General features: G+C 70.8%; 5 protein-coding genes. 3 read left to right on the top strand and 2 right to left on the bottom strand.

Annotated elements, in window-relative coordinates:
- Position 1: 1 nt before the first annotated feature.
- Together recB and recC are read right to left on the bottom strand one after the other, a co-directional pair.
- Entirely contained in the window at positions 2–3,658 is a 3,657-nt protein-coding gene (recB, locus tag ACVCL9_RS02625; RefSeq protein ID WP_447099229.1) for an exodeoxyribonuclease V subunit beta, read from the bottom strand.
- Positions 3,655–7,197: an exodeoxyribonuclease V subunit gamma gene (recC, locus tag ACVCL9_RS02630; RefSeq protein ID WP_447099228.1), complete on the bottom strand. Its 3,543-nt coding sequence runs from the start codon at positions 7,195–7,197 to the stop codon at positions 3,655–3,657. The genes recB and recC overlap by 4 nt, the downstream gene beginning before the upstream one ends.
- A 174-nt stretch (positions 7,198–7,371) precedes the next feature.
- On the opposite strand from recC, the gene ACVCL9_RS02635 reads away from it, so the two are divergent.
- From ACVCL9_RS02635 to ACVCL9_RS02645, 3 genes are all read left to right on the top strand, one after another.
- Positions 7,372–7,794, top strand: coding sequence for a YciI family protein (locus ACVCL9_RS02635; RefSeq protein WP_447099227.1), 423 nt, complete (start codon positions 7,372–7,374; stop codon positions 7,792–7,794).
- Positions 7,795–7,881: 87 nt separating this feature from the next.
- The gene (locus ACVCL9_RS02640; RefSeq protein ID WP_447099226.1) at positions 7,882–9,141 is read left to right on the top strand and encodes an RNA polymerase sigma factor; all 1,260 of its coding nucleotides are present in this window, start codon (positions 7,882–7,884) and stop codon (positions 9,139–9,141) included.
- Positions 9,142–9,395: 254 nt separating this feature from the next.
- Positions 9,396–13,151 carry a diguanylate cyclase domain-containing protein gene (locus tag ACVCL9_RS02645; protein WP_447110664.1) on the top strand — a complete coding sequence of 1,252 codons (3,756 nt, stop codon included), beginning with the start codon at positions 9,396–9,398 and terminating at the stop codon, positions 13,149–13,151.
- Positions 13,152–13,233: the final 82 nt, after the last annotated feature.

The following is a 13,233-nucleotide window of genomic DNA, read 5'->3' on the forward strand; positions in this document are numbered from 1 at the left end:
GTCATGCCGCATGCGTGGTGCCCCCCGAGGCGAAGAGCTGGTCGAGGGCGTCGACCAGGGCGAACGGCAGCCGTTCGCGATGCACGCCGCGACCGCTGCCATCCACCCCGCGCAGGTAGAGGTAGAGCACGCCGCCCATGTGGGTGTCGTAGTCGTAGTCGGGCAGGCGCGCCCTGAGCTGGCGATGCAGCGCCAGTGTGTAGATGGCGTACTGCAGTTCGTAACGGCTCTGCAGCACCGAGGTGCGCATGGCTTGATCGGTGTACGCGGCGGCGTCCTTGCCGAGGTAGTTGGATTTGTAGTCGGCCACGTACCAGCGGCCCTCATGCTCGAACACCAGGTCGATGAAGCCCTTGAGCATGCCGTTGACGAGGTTGGGCGCCAGTGCGGGACGTGGTGCGCCATCCAGCGTGTGCGCGGTGACGAGGCGATCCAGCGCCTGCGCCTGCACGAGATTGGCCTCGAACCAGAACTCCAGTTCGGCTCGGTAATGCAGCGGATCGGCAAGCGCGGTCAGCGCCATGTGGGTGCCGCCAGGCAGCGGCAATGGCGTGCGCAGCAGCGCGGGCAGCCAGGCGGTGAGCGGTTCGATCCAGTGCTTCCAGCCGCGTGCCTGGCAGCGGCGGGCGAGGGTGTCGCGCAGCAGCGGCGACGGTGCGGCGGCGCGGGCGAAACCTTCCTCGGCGCAGTGCTCCAGCAGCTCGTGCAGGAACGTGCCGGGCGCGGCGCCACGCTCGAAGCCGTGAATGCCCGGCGCGGATGCGGAGGCCTCGATGTCGGCTTCCGTCTGCACGGCTTCGGCCAGCGTGGCCTGGCTCGCGGTTTCCGGTGCGGCGTGCGGTGCGGTTTCGTCGTGCCGGGCCAGTGCGCTGTAGCTGGCGATCCACCACGGCGTGTGCGCGGGCAGCGTGCACTGGCGCGCGGGGCGTGGCTGGCTGGTGTTGTCCTCGGGCTGGTAGCGCCGGGTTCCCGCGGCTTCGGGAAGGGTGACGAGCTGGATGGCGGACTGGCCCCGGGTCAGCGTTTGCAGCGTGGGCATCAGCTCGCCGGCCTCGATGATGTTGCCGCCGGCCAGCACGTAGCCGAAGGCGGATTTGTGCAGGCCGGAATCCTTCTTTGCGCCGTCCTTGAGGCAGCCCACGCCCAGCCAGCACAGATAGCGGCCGCGGGTGAGTGCGACGTAGAGCAGGCGCAGGTCTTCCTGCAGGCGCGCGATCTCGGCGGCTTGCCAGGCGTCATTGCCGGGGCGCAGGTCGAAGTGCGCCACGGCGTGTTCGTCGTGCCAGAGCAGCGGTTTCCTGCCGTCGGTTTCCCTGTAACCGCAGACAAAGGGCAGCAGCACCACCGGGTACTCCAGGCCCTTGGATTTGTGGATGGTCACCACCTTGATCAGGGCGGCTTCGCTTTCCAGTCGCACGATCTGTTCTTCGGGTGCCTCGCCACCGGCGGGGTTGGCAATCTGCGCGGCGAGGTGGCGGATCAGCGCGTGTTCGCCGTCCAACCCGGTAGCGGCTTGTTGCAGCAGCTCGGCCAGGTGCAGCAGATTGGTGAGCGCACGCTCGCCGCCATCGCGTGCGAGCAGGCGCGCGGGCACGCCGAAGCGGTGCAGCAGTTCGTGCAGCATGGCCAGCACGCCATGGCGTCGCCACAACGCATGCAGCTGGCGGAAGTGCTCGCCGCAGCCTTCCCAATGGGCCTCGTCGGTGTTCAGGCGATCCAGCTCGGCCAGGCTCTGGCCCATCATCGGCGTGGCCAGCGCGGTGCGCATGGCGCGGTCGTTGCCGGGGTTGGCACAGGCGGCGAGCCAGGTTTGCAGCTCCTTGGCCTCGCCGCTGGCGTAGACCGATTGCTTGTCCGAGAGGTACACGTGGGCGAGGCCGCGCGCGTGCAGCGCCGCGCGCATCGCGGCGGCATCGTTCCTGTCACGCACCAGAATGGCGATGTCGCCGGGTCGCAACGGCGTGAGCCGGCCCTCCTCGCCGACGAAGCCGCAGCGGCCTTGCCGCGCGGCGGTGAGCCATTCCACCAGCTGCGCGGCGGCGTGGGCGGCAAGCGTCTCGCGATAGTCGCCGGCGCCGATGGTGGTGGCGGACGTCTGGACGGCCATTTGCATGGCCGGCAGGTCGGCGCCGTCGAGTTGAAACCGATCCTTGCGGCCCCTGGCGTTCACCGCGACGAAGGGAAGCTTTGCGCCGAAGCCGAAGGCGCCCGTGACGCGCCCGTTCGTGGCGTGCTGGTCGGCGAACTCGAAAACGTGGTTGACCGCCTTCACCAGCGCATCGGTGGAGCGGTAGTTGGTGTCCAGCGTCCAGTGCGGGCTGGCGGCCTTGTCGCGCGCGGCGAGATAGGTGTGGATGTCGGCGCCGCGAAAGCCGTAGATCGCCTGCTTGGGGTCGCCGATCAGCAGCAGCGCCTTGCCTTCGGCGCCGTGGAAGACGCGCTGCAAGATGCGCCACTGCAGCGGGTCGGTGTCCTGGAACTCGTCCACCAGCGCCACCGGGTATTGCGTGGCGATCAGGCGCGCGAGGGTATCGCCGGTAGCTCCGCGCAGGGCGGCATCCAGGCGCTTGAGCATGTCGTCGTAGCCGAGCAAGGCCTGCTTGCGGCGGGCCTGGTCCGTACGCTTCGCCACCCGGGGCGCGGCATGCGCGAGCAGCAGTGGCGGCAGCGACGCGGCCTGCCGGCGCGCGGCCAGCAGATGCTCGACCGCCGCAAAGGCGTCATGCGTGGGCGGCTGCTTGCCGGCCATCGTGCGCTCGGCGAAATAGGCCGGCGTGAAGCGCTCCAGCGTGGCGTCGTCGAGCGCGTTGCCCTGTGCCCAATCGAACATGCTGGCGAGATGGCCGGGCAAGCCACGGGCTTGCAGTCGGCGGCCGTCGAACACTTTGGTTTGCGAGGCCACGAGAAGCAGCGCTTCAATGGCATCGGCGTGCTGCAGCCACAGGCTTCGCGCCCGCATCTCGGCGGTGTGCAGGGCCTTGGCCTGCGCGGTCAGCAGGTCGCCGGGATCGCGCAAGGCAATCAGCGGCTGGCCGTCCAATTGCAGACGCTCGACGTGGGGCAGCAGCGGCTTCAGCGCGGCCTGCAGCGCGTCGGGCGTATCCCACGACTGCGCGTACAGCGCGGCAGCTTCGATGCCCAGCGTCAGCACATGGCCGCGCCAGTAGTCGCGCACGGCTTCGGCGAGCAGGTCCGCCTCGTCGGCCACGGCATCTGCGCTGGCCGTCTCGCCACTGGCGAAAGCGTGCTGGGTGAGCATGCGCTGGCACCAGCCGTGAATGGTGAACACGGCGGCCTCGTCCATCCATTGCGCGGCGAGTTCCAGCTGGCGCGCGGCGCGGGCGCGCGGTTCGGCGCCGGGGTATCCGGCGATCAGCTCGCGCAGGAAATCATCCGGCGCGGCCTGGTCGCGGAAGGCGGCGGCAGCTTCGGCCAGGCGCGTGCGGATGCGCTCGCGCAGCTCGGCGGTGGCGGCCTTGGTGAATGTCATCACCAGGATCTGCGCGGGCAGTAGCGGCGCGCCCCCGCCGTGGCCAAGCACCAGGCGCAGGTACAGCGCGGCGATGGTCCAGGTCTTGCCGGTGCCGGCGCTGGCTTCGATCAGCTGGGTGCCGGTCAGCGGCAGGCGCAACGGGTTCAGGGCTTGCGCGGCGCTCATGCGGTTTCTTCCATGACGCATGCGGCGTCCAGCAGGGGGCGGTACAGGTGCAGCCAGCGTTCGAAGCCGGCGTCGTGCAGGGTGGCGAAGTCGGGCCAGCGGCGGGCGAGGGCGGGTTCCTCGTCCACCTCGCCGTGGCCGTGCGGGCCATCGCTGTGGTCGTAGACCCTGCTGGCATGGACGAAGGGATCTTTCTGCTTGTCGGGGTCGGCCCCCTGGTTCGCGGCCTCGACCTGCAGCCAGGCGAAGGCGCTCTTGCGCACGATCGGCAGTGGCGTGGTCATGCCGGTGGCAAAGGCGGCGAGCAGGTCGTCGAGGTGGTGCTTTGCGGTGGCGACGTCCAGCGGCAGCAACTGCACCAGTGCGTCCGGTGCCACGATGCAGGTGGTGGCGGGCAGTGCGTTGGCGTTCGCCAGCAGGTGCGCGACCCAGTGGGCGAGCAGCTTGTCGTGGCGCAGCGCCTTCTTGTCCACGAGCTTGCTGGCCGTGGCGATGAGGCGGGTGAGATTGCCGTGCTCATCCTCGCGCAGGTCGTCCAGGCCGTCTTCCACGATCAGGCCGTGCGCGGTGGCGCGCAGCAGGCAGGTGTTGCCGGTGCGCGGGTAGTGCGCGTCCAGTGCCTGCCAGCGCGTGGCGACGCGCTCGACGGCGGCTTCCATCGGCTCCAGCGTCAGCGCGCCGAAGCTGCCCGGCGGCAGCGCACCTTGCTCGTGCAGGCGTTGCATGGCTGGTGCCACCGCGTCGTGGCCGTCATGGATGGCGGTGCGCAGCAGGGCGTCGGTGAACTGGTGGTTCTCCAGATGATCCAGCGCGAAGGGCTCGTTGTCCGTGTCGACCTCATCGTCGCCGGCAAAGTGCACCCCGAGGCGTTCGGCATAGAACACCTTGGCGGGCGACTTGAGGAAGCGCTGCAGCAGGGCGAGGTTCAACGGCGTTTCGCGCTGCCAGGGCTGGAGCGGGGCGTCGCCGCCGGCCGGTGCGACCTGGCGTGCGCGCTGCCATTCGCCGGCATAGGTGAACAGTCGCGCATCGCTGGCGGTATCGAAATAGCTGGGACTGAAGGCTTGCAGCGGGTACTCGGTGGTGAGGGACAAAAGGGGGTCGGAGTCACTTTTCGTGGCGGCCGACGCTGGCGAGCGGTCATCGGAAAAGTCACTCTGCCCCTCTATTTTCCACCCCGCGGCGAGGTAGTCGCGCAATTGCCCCACCAGCACCGACGGCGGCAGCTCGCTGTTGTCGCGAGCGCTCTTGCCCACCCAGCTCACGTACAGTGCGTCGCGGGCGGCGAGCAGGGCTTCGAGGAAAAGGTAGCGATCGTCTTCGCGGCGGGAGCGGTCACCGGGGCGTGACTGGCCGGGCGTGGCCATCAGGTCGAAATCCGGCGCGTTGGCGCGGCGCGGGTAGGCATCGTCGTTCATGCCGAGCAGGCACACCACGCGGAAGGGAATGGCGCGCATCGGCATCAGGGTGGCAAAGCTCACCGCGCCGCCGAGGAAGCGTTGCGAAAGATGGCTTTCGTCCACCGCGCCCAGCCAGTATTCACGCACGACGGCAAGTGGCAGGGCGTGGCCGAAGCCCGCCTCAAGGCAGGTTTGCTCCCATGTTTCCAGCGCATCGGCCAGACGTTGCAGCAGGATGGCGTCGCCGTCGTCGCGGCCGGCATCGAAGAACGCCGCGAGCAGGCCGCGCAGGCGATCGCCCCACGCCGCGGGCGTGGCCGGGGTGGCGAGCAGGCGGCCGTAGTGGTCGAGCTGATCCAGCAGTTGCACCAGCGGGCCGACCAGGGCGGCGTCCAGGCCGGCCACTTCGCCGTAGGGGGCAATGCCGTCCAGTGATTCGCCATCGCCCACCGCGTAGCCCAGCAGCATGCGGCGCAGACCGAAGCGCCAGCTGTTCTGTTCCTCCGGCGGCAGGCCCAGGTTTTGCTTTTGCGGGCCGTCAAGGCCCCAGCGGATGCCGGTGCCTTCGATCCAGCGGCGCAACACGGGCAGGCCGGCCTCATCCAGCTGAAAACGGCAGCGCAGTGCGGGCGTGTCCAGCAGGTCGAAAATGTCGCCCGCGGCGTAGCGTGATTCGGGCAGGCGCAGCAGTTGTTCCAGCGCCACCAGCAGCGGCGCGGTGCCGCGCGCGGGGCGGTCGGCGATGCTGCAGGGCATGTGGCGCGGGTCGTTCGGCGGCAGGCGGCCGAACACGGCCTGGATGTGCGGTGCGTAGGCGGCGATGTCGGGCACCATCACCATCACGTCGCGCGGCGCCAGCGGCTTGCCCTCGCGCTCGGCCTGCTCGAACCGGGCGAGCAGGTTGTCGTGCAGGATCTCCACTTCGCGCTGCGGGTTGTGCGCAACGTGGAAGCGCAGCGAGTCGTCGCCGGCGATCAGCTGCCGGCGTTGCGCGGGGTGGGCGGGCAGCGGCTCCAGGTCGAGGATCGCCTGCTGCACCTGGTGCAGCAGGGTGTCCGTGCCCGGATCGTCGAACAGGTCGATGTCGCGGCCCAGTGCGGCGAAGCGTGCGCGGTACGCGGCCGGCGCATCGAAGCTGTCCAGCAGGCGGATGTAGTCACGGCCCTGCTTGCCCCAGGCGGCCAGCAGCGGGTTGGCGTGCTGGTGCAGGTCTTCGAAGCGCGGTTCGGGCGGCAGGCCGGGCTTGCCGGCGTGGCGGCGCTGCGCCGCCTTGAGCAGCTCGCGATCCTCGATGATGTCGGCCCAGTAGTGGCGACACGGGTTGGCCACCACCAGCAGTACCTGGCTGAAACGGGCCAGCGCGGTGAGCGCCTCCAGGGTCTGCTGCGGCAGGGAGGAGATGCCGAACACCACGATGCGCCGCGGCAGCGCCGCCGGCCGTTCGGCTGCGGTGGCGAGGCGCTCGACGAAGCTGCGATGCACGGCGGCGCGATGCTGCCGGCGTTCGGCGGGACCGACGTCGTCCAGCAGCAGGCGCCACAATCGCGGTTGCCAGCGATGGCTGGCCTCGATGGATGTGCGCCGGCCACGCAGGTCGTCGCGCAGCACGTCGTCGCCGTGTTCCCAGTCGTCCAGCCAGTCCGCGCGATAGACCTGGTACTGGTCGAACAGGTCGGCAACCTGGGCGGCGAGCTGGTACTGGCGCAAGCCGTCGGCTTCGGCGTGCCCGGCCAGCAGGTAATCGCGCAACGGGCCGAAGTCGGGGTCGTCCACGTGCTGCGGAATCAGCCGCAGCAGCCGCCAGGTCAGCCGCGACTTGTCGAACGGCGAGGTGGAGGCCACTGCCTCGCGGCCCAGCACCGCGCGATAGGCGGTCCACAGGAACCGCCCGGGCAACTGCATGTCGATCGCCGCGCTGATGCCCAGCCCGCCATCCGCCGGTGCGCGGGCCAGCGCCAGCTTCAGCCACTGCGCGATGCCGTTGCTCTGCACCAGCATCAGCTCGTCTTCCAGCGGCCGCAGCGGCGTGCCTGCCAGCCAGGCGGCGAGCAGATCGCGCAGGTCTTCCAGGCGGTTGCCGTGCAGCACCATCAGGCCCGCTTCGATCGAACTCCCGGCAGAGATCGTGGCGGTGCTCACCGGGGGCGTGGCTCGTGTGCGCTCATGCGGCGATTGTCTCCAAGTGGAGCGGCATTGTCGCCCGTCCGGGTCTCGACGCCTGCGACGGGTGGGCCGTGTCGATCCGCGGCACGCTGGTTCGTCGGTGAAGTGAAGCCGGCGCACGGTGATCCGGCCCCACGGGAGACACTTGCGATGCGATGCATGGTGATAGTCAAGGCCACCGCCGAATCGGAAGCCGGCGTGATGCCGAGCCAGGAGTTGCTGGCTGCGATGGGCAAGTTCAACGAGGAGCTGGTCAAGGCCGGCGTGATGCTTGCCGGCGAAGGGTTGGCGCCCAGCGCGCGCGGTGCACGGGTGACGTTCTCCGGCAGGCAGCGCCATGTCGTCGACGGGCCGTTCACCGAGACCAAGGAGCTGGTCGCCGGCTTCTGGCTGTGGCAGGTGAAATCGCTCGACGAGGCGATCGCCTGGGTGCGGCGTTGCCCCAATCCGATGGAGGGCGAGTCGGTGATCGAGATCCGCCCGGTGTTCGAGGCGGAGGATTTCGGCGAGGCGTTCACGCCCGAGCTGCGCGAGCAGGAAGCCCGCCTGCGCGCGCAACTGGGCCACGAGTAGGGCGGGTACCGCCCGCCAGCGCGACGGGCGGCAGCCCCCACCAACGGCGCTTGCGCCCGCCGCGGACCGGTGCTGTGATCGGCGGTCATGAGCATGACCGACACCCATCGCACCATCGACGCGGTCTGGCGCATCGAATCGGCCCGGCTGATCGCCGGCCTCGCGCGGATGCTGCGCGATGTCGGGCTGGCCGAGGAACTGGCGCAGGACGCGCTGGTGACGGCGCTGGAACAGTGGCCGCAAACCGGCGTGCCGGACAACCCCGGCGCCTGGCTGATGACCACCGCCAAGCGCCGTGCCATCGATCGCCTGCGCCGGCACAAGCTGGTCGAACGCAAGCACGAGCAACTTGTGCACGAATGGGATCGCGAACACGAATCCGCCGAGGCCGTCGCCGAACGCACGCTGGACGACCCGTTCGGCGACGATCTGCTGCGGCTGATCTTCACCGCCTGCCACCCGTTGCTCTCGATGGAGGCACGAGTGGCGCTGACCCTGCGCCTGCTCGGCGGGCTGGGCACGGACGAGATCGCGCGCGCCTTCCTGGTGCCGGAGGCAACGATTGCCCAGCGCATCGTGCGGGCCAAGCGCAGCCTGGCCAAGTCGGACGTGGCCTACGAAGTGCCGCGCGGCGACAAGCTGGCTGAGCGGCTGGCCGCCGTGCTCGGGGTGATCTACCTGATCTTCAACGAGGGCTATGCGGCCACCACCGGCGACGACTGGATGCGCCCGGGCCTGTGCGAGGACGCGCTGCGCCTGGGCCGCGTGCTGGCCGGGTTGATGCCGCGCGAGCCGGAGGTGCATGGGCTGGTGGCGTTGATGGAGATCCAGGCCTCGCGCGCCCGCGCGCGCACCGATGCGCGCGGCGAGCCGATCCTGCTGCTCGACCAGGACCGCGCGCTGTGGGATCGCCTGCTGATCGGCCGTGGGCTCGCCGCGCTGGAACAGGCGCGCCGGTTGGGCGGCGAGCTGGGCCCGTACGCCCTGCAGGCGGCGGTGGCGGCCTGCCACGCGCGCGCCGCCACGGCCGCGGAAACCGACTGGTCGCGGATCGCCGCGCTGTACGCCGTGCTGGCCCGGGTCGCGCCCTCGCCGGTGGTGGAGCTCAACCGCGCGGTGGCGGTGGGCATGGCCAGCGGTGCGGCCGAGGGCCTGGCCCTGGTCGATGCGCTGGGCGACGAGCCGAGCCTGCGCCATTACCACCTGCTGCCCGCCGTGCGCGGCGATCTGCTGGCGCGGCTGGGGCGCGGCGAGGAGGCGAGCCGGGAGTTCGAGCGCGCCGCCACGCTGACCCGCAACCGTCGCGAGCAGGCCATGATGCGCGAGCGGGCGCGTGCCTGCCGGTAGCGGCGCTGATCGGCCCGTTCTGACCCAAACGGCATGGATTTCCCCGGCCGCTGTCCGGCGGCATGGCGCGGGAATGCGGGCGATGCCTGCAGGCAAGGGGTTTCCGTGGTGCGGTTGCGGTGGCGTGGAACTTGCTTCTACTGCGCCGTGAACCAGTTTCCGGCGGGCTCTCGGTGGGGCGCAGCGCCTGGCTGCCGCCCGTCTTTCGGCCATCGGCCGGCTGAGCGGGGCGTCGGAGAGGATATTTGGGGGGAATGATCGGCATGGCGGTACAGGGGCAGGATCGGCAGGATGGCGAACTTCGCGAGCGCTTCTACCAGAGCGTGGCGGAGACGCTTACCCTGCTGCACCCGGCCGCCGGCTACGATCGCCGCCGCGCCCTGCTCGAAGTGGCCACCACCGTGGTCAGCACGATGGATCTGCCGCTGGTGTGGATCGGCCGGCGCGAACTGGGCCAATCCACCCTCGAGCTGATCGCCGCCGGCCCCGCCGCGGAGTACGCCAGCGTGTGGCCGGTCAGCGACGATCCGCGCGAACCGGGCGGCCGCGGCCCGGCCGGAGCCGCCTTGCGCGACGGCCGTCCGCAGCTGGCCTCGATCGACTCGCCCGGGGACGCGGACTGGCAGGGCTCGGCCCATGCCTACGGCCTGGACTCGGTCATCGTGGCGGCCGCCGGCACCGCCGACGGTGGCCAGTTGGCACTGGCCGCGTACTCGCGCCGCGGCGGGCCCGCGCTCACCGACGAACTGCTCGACTGGGCGCAGCGCCTGGCCGACGAGCTGGCCCGGTTCTGGGACGACCAGGCGCAACTGGAACGCAACCTGCGGCTGGGCCGTTTCCGCGATGCGCATCGCACGATCCAGCGCGCGCTGCTGGCGCACCCCGAGCCGGCGGCGATCTACATGACGCTGGCCAATGCACTGGTCAAGGACGCCGCGGCCAGTGCGGTGATGGTTTATGTGCCCGAGGGCGAGGTGTTGCGCCGGGAAGTGGGTGCCGGGCCGCTGGTCGAGCGGCTGGCGACGCTGCCCGAACCGCCGCGACAGGTCGACGAACCGCCGATGCCGGTAGCCACCCAGGCGTGGATGGAGGGTGAACCGGTGGTGCGGCTGCGCCCGTCGGCGTGGCCCGACGTGTCGCTCGTGTGGCACGGCGAGTCGCTGGGCGAGGTGGCGGCGATCGGTTGCTGGCCGATCTTCCAGACCCTGCCCCGCGACAGCGGTGTCGAGTACCACGCCGCCGCCGTGTTGTTGCTGGCGGCGGCCGAGATCGACGCGTTCGATGCCGACCTGTGGCGCCTGCTCGACGAGATTTCCGACACCGTCGGCCTGGCGCTGCGCCAGTACTCGCAGCGCCAGGCCCTGTTCCGCGAACAGGAGCGACAGACCTACCTGGCGCTGCACGACGCACTGACCGACCTGCCCAACCGGCGCGCGCTCGATTACCACCTCGAACGCGCGCTGGCGCGGGCGGCCCGGCACCACCATCTGGTGGCGGTGGGCATGCTCGACCTGGACGACCTCAAGCCGATCAACGACCGCCACGGCCACGCCGCCGGCGACCGCGTGCTGGTCGAGGTGGCACATCGCCTGCACGACGCACTGCGCTCGGAGGATTCGGTGGCACGCGTGGGCGGTGACGAATTCGTGCTGGTGCTGGAGGACCTCGCCAGCGAAGACGACCTGGCCATGCTGCTGGAACGGCTGTGGCAATCGCTGCAGCAGCCGATCGCGCTGGGCGGACAGAACAACATCGACATCACCGTCAGCCTGGGCGTGGCCTTGTATCCGACCCACGCGCAGGACAGCGGCGAGCAACTGCTGCGGCTGGCCGACCAGGCGATGTACCAGGTCAAGGCACACAAACAGCAGCGCGCCAACTGGTGGGCGCTGGCGCGCAGCGAAGGCGCCCCCGTTGCGGCGGCGGGCGATGAGGCCGGCATCGCCGAGGCGCATGGCCCGCAGGCGGCCGCGGTGCTGCGCGCGTGTGCCGAGGTCTGGCAGGCGCAACTGCCGGTGGTGGCGCAGCGCTTCCATGCCGCCCTCGGCGCCCATGAAGGCATCGCCGGCCTGCTGGCGAGTTTCCCCGCGTCGGCGCGGGAGGCGTTCGAGGAACGCCTGGCGCGCCATCTGCAAACCCTGTGTTATCCCGAGCTGGAAGAAGCCGGCCAGCGCGCAGGCGCGATCCGCGCCGGTATCTGCCAGGCCGCGTGCGGGCTGGAAGAAGCGTGGCTGGCCGAGGCGATCGAGCAATTGCGCGGGATCCTCGCCGGCACCCTGGGACGCGGTCCGCGCGCCCAGCGCGATGCGCTGGCGATCGTGCTGCAGCGACTGGCGATGGACCAGCAATGGCAGCTGGAAAGCATGCGCGACCTGCAGCGGCGGCGTGACGCGGCGCTGGCGAAGATCCACGCCGCGGCGTGGTCGGCGCACGACAGCCTGGACTTGCTCGAAGACGCCGTGCAGGTGCTGGCGGCGCACGAGGAACTGGTCGTCTGCGCCGCCGGTCGCCCGGATGCCTCCGGCGACATGGTCAGCGAGCTGGTGGCCGGCGCGGTGCCGGCCGAATACCTGCGCATCACCAACCACGGCGTGGCGCCGCCGCTGCAGGTCGATCGCGCCGCGGCACGGGCGGAAGAACCGCTGCGCCGCGCCTGGCAAAGCGGTGCCGTCGAACGCAGCGCGCACTACGGCAGCGATCCGGTGATGGCCTTGTGGCGCGACACCGCCGAACGCCACGGCATCGTTTCGCAGGTCGCGGTGCCGCTGTGCCTGGCCCCGGGCCGGCCGGTGGCGCTGCTGGCGCTGTACAGCGGTTATGCCGGCGGCTTTCGCAGCGAGCACCAGCGCGCGTTCATCGCGCAGATCAAGCAGGTACTGGAACTGGCGCTGCTGCGCATGGCGCCGCAACGCCAGTTGGCGACCCTGCTGCCGGCCTTCGTGCGCCAGCGCTGGCGCAGTCTGCTGGCCGGCGGTGCGCTGCGCATGCACTACCAGCCGATGGTGCGCCTGGCCGACAACCAGATCGCCGGCTTCGAGGCGCTGGCGCGGCTGCGCGACGCCGCCGGCGGCCTGCAGCTGCCGGCCAGTTTCATGCCGGCGCTGGGTGCGGCAGGGCTGATGCGGCTGTTCCGCGACGGCATCATCCAGGCGGTGGCGCGGCAGCAGTCGCTGGCACGCAGCGGGCTGGCGCTGGGCATGTCGGTCAACGTGCCGGTGGCGGCGCTGCGCGATGCCCGCTACGCGCGCACGGTCGAGACCATCCTGCAGGCCAGCGGCTGCCCGCCCGACGCGCTGCGTTTCGAGGCTTTCGAGAATGCCAGCGGCATCGGCTGCTGGGCGTTGCTGGCCGAAACCGGCGTGCAGTCGCTGAAGTCGATCGAGCACCACGCGCCGGGCGACGACCGCGCGCTCAGCCGCAACCTGGTGGCGCGGCTGAGCCAGTCGCCGTTCGACCGCATCAAGGTCGACCACGCCATCATCGGCCAGGTCCGGTTCGACCCGCTGGGCACCCTGCGCGCGCTGCGCCAGTTGATCCGGGTCAGCCACGACCTGGGTCTGGAGGTGGTCGTCGAAGGCCTGGAATCGGCCGGCATGCTGGAGGCCGCCGCGATCCTCGGCGCGGATTTCGGCCAGGGCTTTGCGCTGGCCCACCCGATGCCGGCGGAGGCGTTGCCCGGGTGGCTGGGGACCGTCCGTCCTCCGCGGCCGGGCGCATCGCCGCGCCATGCGCTCGGCGCGCTGGCCAGCGCGCTGCGTTGGGAGGAGCGTTTCGCCGCGTTGTTCGACGTGCCCGATGCGCTGCGCCGCCACGTCCATGCCGGCGGCGGCGTCGGGGACTGGCTGCGTACCGCCGAGGGCGTCGGCGCGCCGTTGCGGCTGGCCTGGCGCGAGATGCTCGACGCCGCCGCCGCGGGGCCGTTCGACCCCGGCCACGGCCGGCGCCGCGACCGGCTGTTCGCGCTGCTGGTCGAGCACGCGCTGGCCGAGGAGCAGGCCCCCGCTCGCTGACCAGCGCGGGCCGATCTGCACAAGCGCAAGCTGATGCGGCGACGGACCGATTTCCGGTAGGCTGATGATCGTTGCACCGAAT

The organism is Rhodanobacter sp. UC4438_H5, assembly GCF_052978405.1.

Excerpts from the sequence above, each read along its gene's own strand:
- recB (WP_447099229.1), bottom strand. The coding sequence starts at position 3,658 with ATGAGCGCCGCGCAAGCCCTGAACCCGTTGCGCCTGCCGCTGACCGGC.
- ACVCL9_RS02635 (WP_447099227.1), top strand. The coding sequence starts at position 7,372 with ATGCGATGCATGGTGATAGTCAAGGCCACCGCCGAATCGGAAGCCGGC.
- ACVCL9_RS02640 (WP_447099226.1), top strand. The coding sequence starts at position 7,882 with ATGAGCATGACCGACACCCATCGCACCATCGACGCGGTCTGGCGCATC.
- ACVCL9_RS02645 (WP_447110664.1), top strand. The coding sequence starts at position 9,396 with ATGATCGGCATGGCGGTACAGGGGCAGGATCGGCAGGATGGCGAACTT.